The sequence below is a fragment of the Arthrobacter sp. StoSoilB13 genome (genome assembly GCF_019977255.1).
Taxonomy (GTDB): domain Bacteria; phylum Actinomycetota; class Actinomycetes; order Actinomycetales; family Micrococcaceae; genus Arthrobacter.
In genome coordinates this window covers 499386-516466 of the sequence record NZ_AP024648.1, presented here as the reverse complement: position 1 = coordinate 516466, position 17081 = coordinate 499386, and the positions used below count along the sequence as shown (strand labels likewise).

At 60.9% G+C, this 17081-nt stretch carries 7 protein-coding genes, 2 rRNA genes and 4 pseudogenes; 4 read left to right on the top strand and 9 right to left on the bottom strand.

Annotated features, from left to right (window positions below; genetic code table 11):
* Positions 1-257: 257 nt before the first annotated feature.
* The 5 genes and pseudogenes from LDP01_RS14660 to LDP01_RS14640 all read right to left on the bottom strand — a co-directional run bounded on the left by LDP01_RS14660 (position 258) and on the right by LDP01_RS14640 (position 7773).
* Positions 258-1715, bottom strand: a complete 1458-nt coding sequence (locus LDP01_RS14660; RefSeq protein ID WP_224093542.1) for an FAD-binding oxidoreductase — start codon at positions 1713-1715, stop codon at positions 258-260.
* Positions 1716-1807: 92 nt separating this feature from the next.
* Positions 1808-3728 (bottom strand): annotated as a pseudogene (locus LDP01_RS14655) (glycoside hydrolase family 13 protein).
* A gap of 2 nt (positions 3729-3730) precedes the next feature.
* Positions 3731-4636: a sugar ABC transporter permease gene (locus LDP01_RS14650; protein ID WP_224093848.1), complete on the bottom strand. Its 906-nt coding sequence runs from the start codon at positions 4634-4636 to the stop codon at positions 3731-3733.
* A gap of 32 nt (positions 4637-4668) precedes the next feature.
* Positions 4669-6357 (bottom strand): ABC transporter permease subunit, encoded by a 1689-nt coding sequence (locus tag LDP01_RS14645; protein WP_224093540.1) that lies wholly within the window; start codon positions 6355-6357, stop codon positions 4669-4671.
* Between the two features lie 116 nt (positions 6358-6473).
* A pseudogene (locus LDP01_RS14640) lies at positions 6474-7773 on the bottom strand (sugar ABC transporter substrate-binding protein).
* Between the two features lie 205 nt (positions 7774-7978).
* Between LDP01_RS14640 and LDP01_RS14635 the strand changes: the two are divergent.
* The 3 genes and pseudogenes from LDP01_RS14635 to LDP01_RS23975 form a co-directional block, all read left to right on the top strand.
* A pseudogene (locus LDP01_RS14635) lies at positions 7979-9676 on the top strand (glycoside hydrolase family 13 protein); the annotation flags it as partial.
* A gap of 395 nt (positions 9677-10071) precedes the next feature.
* Positions 10072-10368: a hypothetical protein gene (locus LDP01_RS23980; RefSeq protein ID WP_527249081.1), complete on the top strand. Its 297-nt coding sequence runs from the start codon at positions 10072-10074 to the stop codon at positions 10366-10368.
* Between the two features lie 136 nt (positions 10369-10504).
* A complete protein-coding gene (locus tag LDP01_RS23975; RefSeq protein WP_527249080.1) occupies positions 10505-10843 on the top strand; it encodes a substrate-binding domain-containing protein in 339 nt (112 codons plus the stop codon).
* On the opposite strand, the gene LDP01_RS14625 is transcribed toward LDP01_RS23975, so the two are convergent.
* Positions 10807-11067 carry a GNAT family N-acetyltransferase gene (locus tag LDP01_RS14625; protein ID WP_263433792.1) on the bottom strand — a complete coding sequence of 87 codons (261 nt, stop codon included), beginning with the start codon at positions 11065-11067 and terminating at the stop codon, positions 10807-10809. The two genes, LDP01_RS23975 and LDP01_RS14625, sit on opposite strands and share 37 nt — an antisense overlap.
* A gap of 265 nt (positions 11068-11332) precedes the next feature.
* A pseudogene (locus LDP01_RS14620) lies at positions 11333-11825 on the bottom strand (SRPBCC domain-containing protein).
* 251 nt (positions 11826-12076) lie between these two features.
* Between LDP01_RS14620 and LDP01_RS14615 the strand changes: the two are divergent.
* Entirely contained in the window at positions 12077-13132 is a 1056-nt protein-coding gene (locus LDP01_RS14615; RefSeq protein ID WP_224093538.1) for a patatin-like phospholipase family protein, read from the top strand.
* 157 nt (positions 13133-13289) lie between these two features.
* Here the strand turns inward: LDP01_RS14615 and rrf are convergent.
* A 5S ribosomal RNA gene (gene rrf / locus LDP01_RS14610) occupies positions 13290-13406 on the bottom strand.
* A 147-nt stretch (positions 13407-13553) separates the two neighbouring features.
* Positions 13554-16706, bottom strand: a 23S ribosomal RNA gene (locus LDP01_RS14605).
* Positions 16707-17081: the final 375 nt, after the last annotated feature.

Sequence of the window (17081 nt, the reverse complement as noted above, 5' to 3'; positions counted from 1 at the left end):
ACAGCGGGCAACTGTTTGGAATACCATCTCGGATGGAGCGGGGAGCAAGGCCGAAACGCGGCAGCGCGCGTGGCGAGCCGAACGAAAGGGCCGCAGGGCCGGAACGCGGCAGCGCGCGCGGCGAGCCGAACGAAAGGGCCGCAGGGCCGGAACGCGGCAGCGCGCGTCTAAGGGAGGAACGACCGAGCGCGCAGAGCGTTTCGGCCCTGCGGCCCTCCACCCGGGCCCGCCACACGCCCCGCCCCGCAGGCAAACCCCTAAATAGCCTTCCCCGGATTAAGAATCCCCGCAGGATCGAACAACTCCTTGATCCGCCGCTGCAGTTCCCGCACCGGCTCAGGTTGTTCCAGTCCCAGCCATCGGAGCTTGTACTGCCCCACGCCGTGCTCACCAGTAATCGTGCCACCCATTTCGAGGCCGATCCGGATCGATTCATCAAGGGCAGCGTTGAGGCGTACCAGGGCGTCGGCGTCTGTGGCGGGGTCTACCCGGTCCATCCAGAACGTGGGGTGGAGGTTTCCGTCTCCAGCATGGGCCACCACTTTGAGGCGGACCTGGAAGCGGTCGGCCATGGCTTCGAGTTCAGCTACGAAGTCCACCAGCCTGGAGCGTGGAACAGCGATGTCCTCGCCGACCCTGAATTCGTCGTCCATTTCCACGCCGCGGCTGTTGCGGCGTAGTTCGACGAGCATTTCGGCTTCTTCGCTGGCTTCGGTGGTGACTTTGGCTCCGCCTTCGACGAGTACTTGCCGGACGACGTCGGCTTCCGCGGCTGCTCCAAAACCGTCTGTTTGGATCAGCAGCAGGGATTTTCCGCGGGTTTGCAGGTCTGAGCCGTTCATCTCGTCGAGCTGGATGAGTGTTCCGTTGTCCAGGAGCTCCATGATGGCTGGCTGGACCCGGGCTTTGCCTACTGCCAGGACGCCTGCGGCGGCGCTGCGGAAGTCCTGGTAGAACGCGGCGATGGTGTGGACTTCGCGTGGCAGGTACTTCAGGCGGACCGTCACGCCCACGACGATTCCGAGTGTCCCTTCGGAGCCCACCAGGAGTGCCGTGAGGTCGTATCCGGCAACGCCCTTGAACGTTTGGTGCCCGGTGTGGAGCAGTGAACCGTCGGCCAGGACAACGTCCAAGGCCAGTACAGAATCCCGTGTCACCCCGTATTTTGCGCAGCGCAGTCCACCTGCGTTGGTGGCTACGTTGCCGCCGATGGTGGACATCTTGTAGCTGGCCGGATCCGGTGCATACATGAGCCCGTGTTCGGCGGCTGCGGCATTGAGTTCGGCGTTGATGACGCCAGGTTCGACGACGGCGGTCTCGTCATCGGGGTTGAGGTCCAGGATGCGGTTCATTCGTTCCAGGCTGAGCACAATGCAGCCTTGGGTGGCGTGTGCGCCTCCCGAGACACCCGTTCCGGCACCACGCGCGACGATTGGCACCTGGTAGGCTGCGCAACTGCGGACGATGTTTTGGACGTCTTCCACGGATTCGGCCCAGACGACGGCGAGCGGCAAATGTCGCTCCAGCAATGGCCCTTGATCTACGGAATAGACCGTGCGGGTGGCTTCATCTCCGGCGATCTGGCCGGCCCGGAGTCCGCCGGCAAGGCTCTCCAAGAACGCGCGCTGCCTGGCACTGTGGCCGACGTCCGTTTGCGCGGCTTCCGGGCGGCCGACAGTGCGGCCTTTGATGCTTTCCTCTGTTGTTCCGGCCATAGCCGTTTCGTCCGACAAGGTGGTCCCTTCACACATGAGCTCCGCGGACACGCCAAATCGGCAGTCTTCGCAGAGTTTTCAGTGCTCCCAGTCTAATCAGCGCCACCCACCACCGTAGGAAGGCAGGTTCCGGGCAGGGACCAGATACCAGCAGAAATGCCGTCCGCGCATAGCAGTACGTCGCCCTCACTCCCCCGGCTCGTCGTGATGTTCCCAAAGCTGTGCAGGGGTGCGTCGGACAGCGATTCGAGTTGCAGCTTGGAAAGGACGGCCTTATCCAGGCAGACCCGGGCGGAGTCGCGGACGGCCATGACCAGGACTGCAGAATCAGTGGTCTCACGCACGAATACCACGGCGTCTCCCTCCGCGTGAATCCAGCGCAGCCCGCCTTCGGTGAGTGCGGGCAGCCCACTCCTCAGCCGCCCCAGGGCCGAGTAGAAGGAACGCAGATCCTTGACGCGGTGGCGGCCGGATTTTCCTTCCTGCCAGCCCCACGGCATGGGCGTCCTGGAGTCCTCGCCGTTGAAGCCTTCAAGGCCAAACTCGTCTCCCGCGAACAGGACAGGAACGCCCGGCAGGGTGAAGGTGAGCAGCGCGCCAACTTCCTGGCCGCCGTCGAGCATTACTGTCGCTGCGCGTGCGGTGTCATGTGTGTTGAGCGCATTCATCGTGTTATTTCGCACACCCCAGCTAAATCCCGCAGTGAGGTCCAGATGGGTGGCCAGGAAGGCTTCGGCCTCGATCTTGTTGGGTCCTGCCTGGGGCGACCCGAAGAAGTTTACGTGCGGTGCATCCCCCGCAAGCCAGGACCACAGTGGCCGGGTGAGGTTGGAGTAGGTCATGGCACCGTGCCAGTGCTCACCCGTGAAGTCCGGCGCGGCATCGGATGTGGACTCGGCCAACAAAGCTGCATCCGGGTTGATCTCACGGACCCGCTCGGCGATGAGCCGGGCAACCTCGTGATTCAGATCCACGGAGCCAAGGCGTCCGGTCATATTGCCGACGTCTATCCTCCAGCCGTCCAGGTTGAAGGGCGGCTTGAGCCACCGGGCAACCACCGAATCCTCGTCCGTCACGAAACGCCGCCGGAGGGCGTCCGAAGACCAGTTAAGTTTCGGCAGCGACGGCACACCCCACCACGACTCGTACGTCGAATGGTCCTCGCTGAAGTAGTAGTAACCCGCTTCCTCCGAGCCGGGATCGGCGAGAGCCTTCACGAACCAGTCGTGTGCATCGCCCGTGTGATTGGCGGTAAGGTCACCCATCACACGAATGCCCCGCGAATGCGCCGCCTCCACCAACTCCACCAGCGCTTGGTTCCCGCCAAGGAGCGGGTCCACGGAGTTGAAGGTGGAGGCGTCGTAGCGGTGGTTGGAACGGGCCCGGGAAGAAGGGCGTCAGGTAGAGAACGTCGATGCCCAGTTCCTGGAGATGGTCCAGTTTCCCCGTGATTCCGGGCAGGTCACCGCCATAGAACTGAATGGGCGTTTCCCGCCCGGTAGCCACTACTGCTTCGTCCCACGAGCTGCCCACAGCCCAGTCCGGGAGGGGGTGAGCATCGGCTTGGGCAGAGCGGGAGAAGCGGTCCGGAAACACCTGGTACATGGTGGACTGATGCAGCCACTGCGGTGCCGGGGCAAATGTGGTGAGGCGGAAGTCCGCTGAATCAGCAACGTCTCTCTTGAAAAGCCCTTGGGCGTTGAGGTTCCAGTAGTTCCGCCCACTCGCGCTGCTGATCTCGATTTCCAGCAGGAACCGGTATTTCGCCACAGGATTGGCCACCAGCATCGCCATTTCCCACCAGACCCAGCCATCGATGCTGCCGAGCCGGATCGCGGCGTCGTAGCGCGGCTCGCCGTCCTGCACGGAACGGACCCAAACGCGGGACGCGGAACCCCACTCCTGCGGAACCCGCAGGCGAAGCCGAACAACCTCGCCCAAGGAAATCCGACCGGGAGCATGACTCGAAACATAAAGAGCGGATCCGTCGTGATGTGGAACGGCAAGCGACATGGTCATCCTTTTACTGAGCCAGCGGTAAGGCCGCTGACGATGTACTTCTGCAGGAAGAGGAACAGCGCCATGACCGGGATAGCCGCGATGACGGCGCCAGCGGCGAAGACGCCCCAATTCTCCGAACGCTGCTGTGCGACGTAGGAATAGAGCCCGACGGCGAGTGTCTGGCTATCAGGATCGGTCAGGACAACGCTGGCGATCACGAATTCACTTGAGATACCGATGAATGCCAGGAGTCCAACAACCGCCAGGATGGGAGTGACCAGGCGCAGGATGATGCCGAAGAAGATCTGGACATGGCTGGCGCCATCGATCTTGGCAGCTTCGTCCAGGGACTGCGGGACCGTGTTGAAAAAGCCGTACATGAGGTACGTGTTCACGCCCAGCGCGCCACCGAGGTACACCATAATGAGCCCCAGTTGGCTGCCAAGGCCCAGGGCGGGGATCACCTGCGAGATGCCGCTGAGGAGGAGGAAGATCGCGACGACGGCCAGCAGTTGCGGGAACATCTGCAGCAGGAGCAGGGTCAACAGTCCCACACGTCGGCCTTTGAAGCGCATACGGGAGAACGCGTACGCGGCCATCGCCCCCAGGAAGACCGTGGCGGCGGAAGTAACCAGGCCCACCAGCAGGGTATTGAGGAACCAGCGGCCGAAGGGACGGCTTGGATCGCTGAAGAGCGCAGTGAAGTTGCCGGTATCGAATCTGGAGAACAGACCGTTGGAGCCTACCAAGGTGCCGTTGGAGTCCAGTGCCGCCGACAAAACATAGAGCAGCGGGAACACGGCGAAGATGGTGGTGACGATACCGACAGCGTGCCGCCAGCCCTTGTCTTTGAACCAAACCCCAAAGGGACGCCGCTTTGGCACCAGCGATGCGGGACCGCCGTCGTGCGCCTGTTCCATGGTGCGGAGGGTGCGTACCTGTGCCTCGCTCATTAGTTCACGTCCTCGAGTGCTTTGGTCTGCTTGAAGCTAATGGCCGAAATCGTGGCCACGATGATGAAGATGATGATGGCGAGCGCGCTTGCCAGTCCGTAGTCGCGCCCTGTGCCTTGGCCGAACGCCACCTTGTAAACCAGCGTGATCAGGATGTCCGTGGCTCCGATATCGCGATCGGTGTCAGCAAAGCGCGGGCCGCCACCGGTCAACATGTAAATGACATTGAAGTTGTTGAAGTTGAACGCAAAGGAGGAGATCAGCAGCGGTGCCACCGAGACCAGCAGCAGCGGCAGCTTGATGGAGCGGAACACTCGCCATGGGGATGCTCCATCCATGCGGGCAGCCTCGTCAATTTCTGTTGGCAAGGATTGGAGTGCCCCGGTGCATACCAGGAACATGTACGGGAATCCGAGCCACACATTGACCACCAGCACGCTGATCTTTGCCAGGACAGGGTCCGTGAGCCAGCCAATGTTCGCCCCGCCCAGCAGTGTCTGGTTGAGCCACCCGAACTCGGGGTTGAGGATGCCCGACCACACCAATCCAGACAGGAATGCCGGGAATGCGTAGGGCAAAATCATCAGGATCCGGTAAATCTTCTTGCCGCGCAGATCCTCACGGTTGAAGGTGATGGCCAGGAACAGCCCCATGGCGAACGTCAAGGCAACGGAGGCTACGGAGAAGGTGAAAGTCCAAAGAATGACGCCCAGGAGTGGACCGCGGAGGCTCGGATCGGTGAAGGCGCGGGCGAAGTTCTCCATGCCTACGTCGATCTTCCAGCCGGTGGCCAACGTCTCTCCATCAGCGTCCGCGAAGGCGCCCTTGCCGTTGTCGCGGTAGGCCGTACCGGTCTCGCTGTCAGTGAAGGTATCGGTGGCGGCGTCGTAGCTCAGCGCCGGCTTGAACTGGTAGGCGGTGCTGCCATCGGCGGTGCGCAGGGTTCCATCAGCGGGGTCCTCCGAGACGGGAACGGTAATCTTCAGGATTTCCTGCTGGTTGGCCACGATCTCCTGGAACTTCAGTGTTTCGTAACCGGGAAGGGAGTTGGCCTTGCCGGTGGCATCCTTTCCCGCCCCGGAGACGTCAGTGAGCGGCGCCTCGGTGCTGCCTATCTGGGCTTTGCCGGAGGGGTCCGTAAACAAGAGGTAGAACGTATCGCCCTTGGTCAGCACGGCAGCCTTGTATGCGGGCGAATCCGGGACGCGCTTCTGGGCGGTCAGCTGGATGGCCGCGATGGCGTCTTCCTTGGTGCTGTTATGCCCGTCGCCATAGTTGGTGAAGGCGATATAGCCGCTGAAGAACACCACCAGGACCTGGAACACCAGCAGGAACAGCACACCCGGAGCCAGATACTTCGCCGGAAGCCCGCCCCTGCGCAAATAGATCCAGTTAATCGCCAGGACCACCAGCGAGGAGACAGCGAGCGCGGCCCATGATTGGCTCAGGAACAGCATCATCAGCACGTACACGGCAAAGGCATCCACCACGCCCAACAGGACGATCTTTAGGATGGTGCCCTTGATGGAGTCGGGGCCCCGGAGGCCGTTCCCTATTTTCCGGCGTGCAGCGTTCCGGCGGGCAGCCTTCTGGTGTGCAGCCTTCTGGTGGGGAGCACCGCGAGGCGGCTGCACCGGCGTCGTACTGGCTGGACTGGCTGGCAGTTCGTGGAGATCTGGCTCTGGCATCTTTGATCCTTGGAGTAAAGCAGTTTGCGGCTGGCATGGGCCGGACGGTGGGCCCGGTGTCGGACGGCGGGCACCGTCCGGCCCCGGGCAGACCGGTGGAATCACCGGTTGCGGCGTCAGCCGCCGATCTTGGACTTGATGCTCGCGGCCATCTTGGTCCACGCTTCAGCGGGATCGCCCTGGCCCTTGATGATGGCCAGTTCCGTGGCGCCCCAGTCAGCCCAGACGGCGCTCATTTCGGGGATGGCCGGCATGGGTACGCCGGTGGCGCCGATCTTGCCGAAGGCCTCCACTACGGGATCGCTGGCTGCCTTCTCAAAGGATGCCCTGAGCGCCGGCGGGCGACCGCCGGCCGTGTACATGGAGTCCTGGGCTGACTCTGAGGTGAGGTAGTTGGTGACGAACTCATTGGTGGCCAGGGCGTTGGCACTCTTGGCGCTGATGATGAAGCCGTTGACGCCGATAAATGGCTGCGCTGCCTCGCCACCGGCCGTGGGCAGCTCATCAACTGCGAACTTGATGCCCTTCTTCTGAACATCCGGCACGTTCCACGGGCCCGTCAGGAAGTAAGGAGATTCTCCGGCAAGGAACTTCTCCTTGGCGATGTCGCCCGTGATGTTGGAGTTGATGATTTTCTCGCCGGCATCGCCCCAGGCGGCCAGCTTCCTGGCGAATTCGACGCCGGCAGCGTCACCAATGAGCAGCTGCTTGGCATCGTAACCGCCGTCGGCGTTCTTACCGAAAACCTGCGAACCCATGGATGACTGCAGCGGGTACAGGTGGTACGGGTCGCCCTGTTTGGGATCCATGCCCACCAGGAACGGAAGGTGGCTTTGCCCTCTGCAACGGCCTTCTTGCCGTTGGCCACTACCTCATCCAAGGTGCTCGCCTTGCTGTCCACGATGCTGGTGTTGCGCAGGAGGGCAATATTCTCGATCGCGCGTACGGTACGCCATAGACGGCGCCGTTGTAGGTCATGGCCTTGATGGACGAATCCTGGAACTGGCTGGCTTTGTCGCCCAGTTCCACCGGTGCGATCACACCATTTTGAACAAACTTTCCAATCCAGTCATGCGGTCCAACGATCAGATCCGGGCCTTGGCCGGTAGGAACCTGAGTGATGAAGTCATCGCGGACGGCAGCGAAATCCTTCACTACGAGCTTGACTTCGATGCCGGTGTCGGACTTGAACTTTTCGGTGATGTCCTTCAACGCCGGCGACCGTTCGGCGTCCACCCACATGGTGATAGTGCCGGCGCCGGCTGCCTTGAGGTCCTGCTTCGTGGCTTCCGAGCTGGGAGCGGTGGAGGCGCTGCCGCCACAGGCGCTCAGGGCCAGGGCTGCGACCACGGAGATCGCGCCGGTAGCGAAAACGCGGCGGGTGGTCTGAGTCGCGAGGGTGTTGTGCACCTTCATTGGTGTCCCTTTCCTTATGTGCTTCGACGGCGGGGCTCTCGCCCAGAGGCAACGTCGGTGATGTGGCTCACAACTGCAAGCGCTTCCAAACAGTACATGTCAAAACGATGATTGGTAAACCCCGCCACCAAACATTGCTGTCATGGAAGGATAATTTTGACTGAAAGCGTTTCCAATCTGATGCCTGGTCTTCTACGATGTGTTCATGTCTGTTGATTCATTGCTTCCAGTTGAGGCGTCCGCGCCCTCTGCAGCTTTCACTGCATTGACCCCCGTCCACGAGGCCTCCCGGGCCCACGGATGGTGGCGCTCCGCAGTCATTTACCAGATCTATCCGCGATCCTTCCGGGACCTCAATGGCGACGGAATCGGTGACCTCGCCGGTATCACCCGCGAACTCTCCCAGCTCGCCGAACTGGGCGTTGATGCCGTCTGGCTCTCGCCCTTCTACCGCTCACCGCAGCGGGACGCAGGTTATGACGTCAGCGACTACTGCGATGTCGATCCGCTGTTCGGCAGCCTCGCGGACTTCGACGCCCTCATCTACGAAGCCAACCGCCTGCACCTGCGGGTCATTGCAGATCTTGTTCCCAACCACTGCTCCGACCAACACGCCGCCTTCCAAGCCGCACTCGCGGCTCCGGCCAACAGCCGCGAGCGGGACATGTTTATCTTCCGGGACGGCCAAGGACCTGACGGAAACGAACCTCCCAACAACTGGCAGTCCCATTTTGGCGGCCCCGCCTGGACCCGGATCATGGAACCGGATGGCCAGCCCGGACAGTGGTACCTGCACCTCTTTGATTCCTCCCAGCCGGATTTCAACTGGGACAACGATGCCGTGCACGCCGAGTTCGAGCGGGTCCTCCGCTTCTGGCTGGACCGCGGCATTTCCGGTTTCAGGGTTGACGTGGCCCACGCGCTGGTGAAAGCCGCCGGCCTGCCCAACTGGGGCGGACGCGCGGATGGCAACAGCTCCGATGGCTACCCCGGCCACGATGCCCCCATGTTCGGCCAGCCCGCCTTGCACGATATCTACCGGCGCTGGCGCTCCATCCTGGAGGAATATGGCCCCGACCGGATCCTCTGCGCCGAAGCCAACGTCGATCCCCTTCCACGGCTGGCACAGTGGGTCCGGCCCGACGAAATGCACCAGGCCTTCAACTTCCCGTACCTGCACGCCGGCCTGGACGTGAACCGCCTGCGCCACATCATCACCGATTCGCTGGTCTCACTGGACGCGGTTGGCGCTCCCAGCACATGGGTGTTGTCCAACCACGACGTCGTCCGGCACGCCTCCCGCTTCGGTTACGAGGGTCCCGGTCCCCGCGACGGCGACGGCATCGGTCCCGACGACGTACAGCCCAATGAAGAACTCGGACGACGCCGGGCTGCCGCGGCCACCATGTTCATGCTCGGCCTCCCCGGTGCTGCCTACCTGTACCAAGGGGAAGAGCTTGGGCTGCCTGACTCCACAAGCATTCCCGGAAGCATGCGTCAGGACCCAACCTTCGCCCGGACCGGCGGAGAAAGGATAGGCCGGGACGGCTGCCGCGTACCGTTGCCCTGGCGTTCGTCGGAGTTGCATGCCGGTTTCGGCGATGGCCAGGAACCCTGGCTGCCGCAACCAGAGTCCTGGGCCGCCTTGGCGAGGGACAAGCAACAGGAGGATCCGGCGTCGCACCTTAGCCTTTACCGGGAAATGCTCGCCGAACGCGCCGAACGTCGGCTGGGCCAGGGTTCCCTGGCATGGGTGGAGGACTACTGCACCGACTCCTCGCTCGCCTACCTCAACGGCGACATCCTGGTGATCATGAATGTGGGTAACCAGCCCCTGCCGCTTCCCGACGGCAAGGTAATACTTCGCAGTTCGGCAGCAGCCGGCGCCCATCCCGTGGGCTCCAATCTGCAGGGCACCGATCTACTAAGCTCGGGGAGAGCATCTGGCTCACAACCAGCTAACTTTCCCACCGAGGAGCAGCATGACCGGCATCAAGGACGTAGCCGAGAGTCGGACTCTCCGTTGCCACGGTTTCACGCGCGCTCAGTGGCAAAGGCAACGTCTCCCCCGCCAGCCGGGAACGGGCACGTGCAGCCGCAGCCGAGCTTGGCTTCGTGCTCTCCTATCACGCCTCGAGCCTGGCTTCCGGCCGCCACCCACAACGTTGGCCTGGTGGTGCCCTCGGTCCACCGCTGGTTCTATTCAGCGGTGATCGAGGTGCCTCCGCGGCGCTCCTGAGTGCCGGATACGACCTCACGCTCTACAACATCGGGGAAGACCCTCAACACCGGCACAGTGTGTTCAACGACTTCCTGCTGCGCAAGCGCGTGGACGCGGTCATTGCAGTCTCCCTGGAGCTCAGCGAGGACGAGATGCAGCAGCTCCTCGCCGTGCACCGGCCGATCGTTGGAATCGGCGGCCCCCTTCCGGGGGCGTCCACCATCCGGATCGATGATTCCGCGATTGCACAGCAAGCCACCAACCACCTGATCGGCCTGGGTCACACCAAGATCGCCCACATGACCGGCGAAGAAGCATACGAGCAGGACTTCCAGCTTCCCGGGACACGGCGCGGGGTTTCGAGAAAGCAATGAACGACGCCGGCTGCCAGGTTCGGCCCGAATGGATCGTTTCCGCCGACTTCACTATCGAAGGCGCTTACGCCGCTGCCCGACAATTGCTGGGAGGCGCACCAGAGCGGCCAACAGCGGTTTCGCGGCATCAGACGAGATGGCCATCGGCACCATTCTTGCTGCGCGTGACTTCGGCCTGCGGATTCCAGAGGACCTCTCGGTCATCGGCATCGACGGACACGACCTCGGCAAGGTCATGGGCCTCACCACCATCGACCAGGACGCGAAGGGGCAAGGAGCACTGGCCGTGCGCACCTTACGGGCGCCATCAACAATGGCCTGGTCCTTGAACCATCCGATACTGAACACCCCACCAGGCTCGTGGTTCGTTCGAGCACGGCCGTGCCCAGGAGCGACGCTACCTAGGCTGGCGCTCATCCCGGAAACCGGGCTCCCGCCTCAACCAACGGCTACTGCTCCAGGACCTTTTCCATGACCAGTTCCCGTTTGGACGTGTCCTGCGGATACGGCCGACTGTCCCTGTGGTGTTGAAACCGTGCCGCCGGTAGAAAGCCAGCGCCCTAGTATTGTCCTCGTGGACGCCCAACTCCAAGACCTTGGCACCCAAATCGACCGGGCAGCCTCGCACGCCTCGTGAAGGAGTTCATCAGCCAACCCCAAACCTCGATGTTCGGGGGCAACGTAGACACTTATCAGCATGGCCTGAAGGGGCTTCTGCGGGTCTTGAGGATGTTTCACGACAACCCTCATCAGTGCACAGAACGGACTTCCATCCACGCCGCCGTCAGCCACCAACGTCACGCTGGAATCGCCGGCCATGGCGGCAGTCCGCTCCTGCCACTGCGCATCCGTTTGCCGTCGCGCTGCCTCCAGGCTTTCGACATAAGCCATGGGCGTGTCCGTCAGCATTTCCAGCCGGACTTTCTTCAGGAGTGACCAATCCTCAGCACGAAGTCGCCTGACCCTAGGCAACTGTCCCGCCCATGAACCGTACATAGCGTTCCAGGACGCGAGGCCAACCTTCCGCATACGATGCCCGGCTGGCAGCAGGATCCTCTGCACCTTCCCAACCGTCATGAACCAACCGCACCTCCGTGCCACCCTCAACCGCCCTGAACGAGACCCTCAATTCCGTGGACCAGGGGCGTGCTCGCCGGATACCAGCTTGCATGGAAGGACAACGGCGGCTGCCAGTCATCGATGGTTCCCCAAACCGAAGTGCGCCCGTCCTCGGCCGTCTCCAGGATCAGGTTCTCCTCGAATTCCACGTGTGATCCCGCGCCGAACACACTCTCCTCCTCAAGCGGCCACCACAGATGGGGATGGTCCGTAAAACCCAAAAAGGCATGTGAAACGCTGGTTGGCACCACCACTGTCACCACCAGGGGTTCGAGGTCGTTGGTGTCCTGTGACGAGGGCTCAGGCTCCGGCTCGGGATGACTGAAAATACTGTCCATGACCACCAACTCTACCGGGGCCGAAACGCGCATTTCCCCCGGCAACCATGTCCACCCCGGCTGCTGGAGCATGGCTTTGTTGCGCAGCTTGTCAGCGCGGTGTTAGAGTCCCGTTGATCGTGATTATCAACAGGAGGTGAGACCCATGAACGCAGTATCCGAAATGGGTGCTCCCCCGCAGGACACGATCTCGCGACTCAGCTAGTCGCCAACGGGAGCGCCACAGAGGCAATTCGCGAAAGGCGACTCCCATGAACACAACACCTTTTTCAACCCTGCCCGGCACCTCGACCACCACTTCCGGGCAGCCACGGTCTGCCCAGGACCAGCCGCGGGAAACACCCGCCACGATTCCCGGGCAAACAGCCGGACGAGCGCTGGTGCTTGGTGGCGGTGGATCCACGGGCAATGCGTGGCTGATCGGCGTCATCGCAGGAATGTTCGATGCCGGCTTGGATGTGACCACGGCCGACTTGACGGTGGGCACATCGGCTGGCTCCACCGCAGCGGCACAGATAGCTGGCGCGAGCCCGTCGGAACTGTATGCAGCTATCCTTGCCGAGCCACCCCAGCCACGGCCGCCGCAGTCCGGTCCAGCACAGCCCAGTCCAGTACAGTCCGGTCCAGCACAGTCCGGTCCAGCACAATCCAGTCCAGTCCGGTCCGGTCCAGTGCGGCGTGTGGTGGATCAATTGGAACGAACACAAAAGATCATTGAGGCGTCGAAGGATCCTGCCGATATGCGTCGCAAGATGGGCGCTGCAGCGCTCGAGCTGCCTGCTAGTGCGGACGAATCAAGGCAAAGACAGTGGCGTGCAACAGTTGCCTCCCGACTCCCAAGTTTGCAATGGCCCCAGCGAACAGTGCTCATCACTGCCGTGGACGCCGTAACGGGTCAGCCGGTCCAGTTCGATCGTCACAGCGGAGTGGAACTGGTGGATGCTGTAGCCGCCAGTTGCGCCAGTGGGTTCGCCTACAGCATCGGTGACAGCCGATACATTGACGGCGGTTACCGATCCAACGCCGAGAATGCGGACCTGGCTTCGGTATACGCACGCGTCCTGGTGCTGTCACCATTTGGGGGCAGAACACGGACTCCGCTGGAGTGGGGCCTGCATCTCGCCGCGCAGGTCGACGAATTACGTGCCGGCGGCAGCCGGGTCGAAACAATCTTCCCGGAGGGCAGCTCCGAGCACCTGTTCGGAGCGAATGCAATGGACCTGTCGTTGCGTCCGGCAGCTGCGAAGGCCGGTTACGAACAAGGCCGAACACTGGCGGAGCGACTCGATGGGTTCTGGAACGTCTAAACACGGGGCATAGCTAAACACGGGTTAAATGGGTCAAGCCCCGGCTGTGTGGTCGGGGCTTGTCTTGTGTTGGTCTGTTTTTTCTCGTTTGAATGCAGTCGCTTGAATGCGGGAGACCCCCAACCCTGTGTGGGTTGGGGGTCTCTACCTAATGTGTGTCCGGCGGTGTCCTACTCTCCCACACCCTCCCGGGTGCAGTACCATCGGCGCTGTGGGTCTTAGCTTCCGGGTTCGGAATGGGACCGGGCGTTTCCCCCACGCTATGACCGCCGTAACCTTGTTACCCGTCCCGCGCACCGTGTGTGTGGTGTGGGGTGGGAAGACTGTGTGGTTACAACTGTGGTGTTGTGTATTTAGTTGTTGGTTCCTGGAACGGTTGTTGTTCGGGAACCACATAGTGGACGCGTGCAGTGTGTTGTGTGTGGTGTAAGTTGTTGGCCTATTAGTACCGGTCAGCTTCACGAGTCTTTGGTCCTCGCTTCCACATCCGGCCTATCAACCCAGTGGTCTGGCTGGGGGCCTCTCACACGTATTGTGTATGGAAATCTCATCTTGAAGCGAGCTTCCCGCTTAGATGCTTTCAGCGGTTATCCCATCCGAACGTAGCTAATCAGCGGTGCACTTGGCAGTACAACTGACACACCAGAGGTTCGTCCGTCCCGGTCCTCTCGTACTAAGGACAGCCCTTCTCAAATTTCCTGCGCGCGCAGCGGATAGGGACCGAACTGTCTCACGACGTTCTAAACCCAGCTCGCGTACCGCTTTAATGGGCGAACAGCCCAACCCTTGGGACCTACTCCAGCCCCAGGATGCGACGAGCCGACATCGAGGTGCCAAACCATGCCGTCGATATGGACTCTTGGGCAAGATCAGCCTGTTATCCCCGAGGTACCTTTTATCCGTTGAGCGACGGCCATTCCACAATGTACCGCCGGATCACTAGTCCCGACTTTCGTCCCTGCTTGAGATGTCTCTCTCACAGTCAAGCTCCCTTGTGCACTTACACTCGACACCTGATTGCCAACCAGGCTGAGGGAACCTTTGGGCGCCTCCGTTACTTTTTAGGAGGCAACCGCCCCAGTTAAACTACCCATCAGGCACTGTCCCTGACCCGGATCACGGGCCGAAGTTAGATGTCCAAAGTGACCAGAGTGGTATTTCAACGATGACTCCACCCGAACTGGCGTCCGGGCTTCAACGTCTCCCACCTATCCTACACAAGCCACTCCGAACACCAATACCAAACTATAGTAAAGGTCTCGGGGTCTTTCCGTCCTGCTGCGCGTAACGAGCATCTTTACTCGTACTGCAATTTCGCCGAGTTTATGGTTGAGACAGCGGGGAAGTCGTTACTCCATTCGTGCAGGTCGGAACTTACCCGACAAGGAATTTCGCTACCTTAGGATGGTTATAGTTACCACCGCCGTTTACTGGGGCTTAAATTCTCAGCTTCGCCCGCAAGGGGCTAACCGGTCCTCTTAACCTTCCAGCACCGGGCAGGAGTCAGTCCGTATACATCGTCTTGCGACTTCGCACGGACCTGTGTTTTTAGTAAACAGTCGCTTCCCCCTGGTCTCTGCGGCCCACACCCGCTCACGGAGAGCAAGTCTCCATCACGGGGCAGGCCCCCCTTCTCCCGAAGTTACGGGGGCATTTTGCCGAGTTCCTTAACCATAATTCTCTCGATCGCCTTGGTATTCTCTACCTGATCACCTGTGTCGGTTTGGGGTACGGGCGGCTAAAACCTCGCGTCGATGCTTTTCTAGGCAGCATAGGATCACCGGATCCCCCCGAACGGGAGTCCCATCAGATCTCAGGATCGTGCTCGAAACACACAGGAACGGATTTGCCTATCCCTGACCCTACATCCTTGGACCGGGGCAACCATCGCCCGGCCCGGCTACCTTCCTGCGTCACACCTGTTAATACGCTTACCTCCCGGGATCAGGTCCCGCGCTCGGCCAAAACCCACACACCACAAGGGCGGGCGGGCAGGCTCCGGGCGGTTAGTATCCCCCGCTTGGCATGGGCGGTTTTTCGCCGGTACGGGAATATCAACCCGTTGTCCATCGACTACGCCTGTCGGCCTCGCCTTAGGTCCCGACTTACCCAGGGCAGATTAGCTTGACCCTGGAACCCTTGATCATTCGGCGGACGGGTTTCTCACCCGTCTTTCGCTACTCATGCCTGCATTCTCACTCGTGTAGGCTCCACCGCTGGTTTCCACCGCGACTTCACTGCCCACACGACGCTCCCCTACCACTCCACACCCCTGAACCACGAAGGCTAGGGTACCGTGTGAAATCCACAACTTCGGCGGTGTACTTGAGCCCCGCTACATTGTCGGCGCGGAATCACTTGACCAGTGAGCTATTACGCACTCTTTCAAGGATGGCTGCTTCTAAGCCAACCTCCTGGTTGTCTTCGCAACTCCACATCCTTTCCCACTTAGCACACGCTTAGGGGCCTTAGTTGGTGGTCTGGGCTGTTTCCCTCTCGACTATGAAGCTTATCCCCCACAGTCTCACTGCTGCGCTCTCACTTACCGGCATTCGGAGTTTGGCTGACGTCAGTAACCTTGTAGGGCCCATCGGCCATCCAGTAGCTCTACCTCCGGCAAGAAACACGCAACGCTGCACCTAAATGCATTTCGGGGAGAACCAGCTATCACGGAGTTTGATTGGCCTTTCACCCCTACCCACAGCTCATCCCCTCCATTTTCAACTGAAGTGGGTTCGGTCCTCCACGACGTCTTACCGTCGCTTCAACCTGGCCATGGGTAGATCACTCCGCTTCGGGTCTAGATCACGCCACTACACTCGCCCTGTTCAGACTCGCTTTCGCTACGGCTACCCCACACGGGTTAACCTCGCGACGTAACACTAACTCGCAGGCTCATTCTTCAAAAGGCACGCCGTCACAGTTACTAGTGATTACTCACGACTGCTCCGACGGATTGTAAGCACACGGTTTCAGGTACTGTTTCACTCCCCTCCCGGGGTACTTTTCACCTTTCCCTCACGGTACTGGTCCGCTATCGGTCATTAGGAAGTATTTAGGCTTATCAGGTGGTCCTGACAGATTCGCACGGGATTTCTCGGGCCCCGTGCTACTTGGGATCCTCTCCAGGCGGTACACAACATTACGGTTACGGGGCTCACACCCTCTCTGGCCGGCCTTTCAAGACCGTTCACCTATGCCTGCACTACACACCCCACCGGTCCGGCAGAACCAGTACGGAAAGTCCCACAACCCCGCCCATGCAACGCCCGCCGGCTATCACACATGGAAACGGTTTAGCCTGATCCGCGTTCGCTCGCCACTACTAACGGAATCACTCTTGTTTTCTCTTCCTGCGGGTACTGAGATGTTTCACTTCCCCGCGTTCCCCCCACGCACCCTATGTGTTCAGATGCGGGTCACACAATCACCCAGCGTTGTGCGGGGTTTCCCCATTCGGACATCCTGGGATCAACGCTCGGTTATCAACTCCCCCAGGCTTATCGCAGATTCCTACGTCCTTCTTCGGCTCCTAATGCCAAGGCATCCACCGTGTGCCCTTAAAAACTTGACCACACAAGATCAAAAACTTACTCGAGAGAACCACGACCACAAAAGGCCAGGTTCATTCATAAGAAATTGCTGTAAGAACACACACAAAACATGTGCGTGTTCTAGATGCTCGCGTCCACTATGTAGTTCTCAAACAACAACCCCGTCAACCAGACCCCCAACACCCACACAGGGTGCCGGTACGAACCGGAAGCAGGAACAAAAGAAACACCAGAACTGTGTCCCCCTGCATTGCTGCAAAAAGGTCCTGTTGCCTCAGGACCCAACAGTGCGCCAAACACAACCCACACAAACCACGCCCCGGCACGTTCCCAACACCACACACCCCCAAAGGGGCACGCACTGCCGTACTAACACCAGGACACAACCGGTCAGG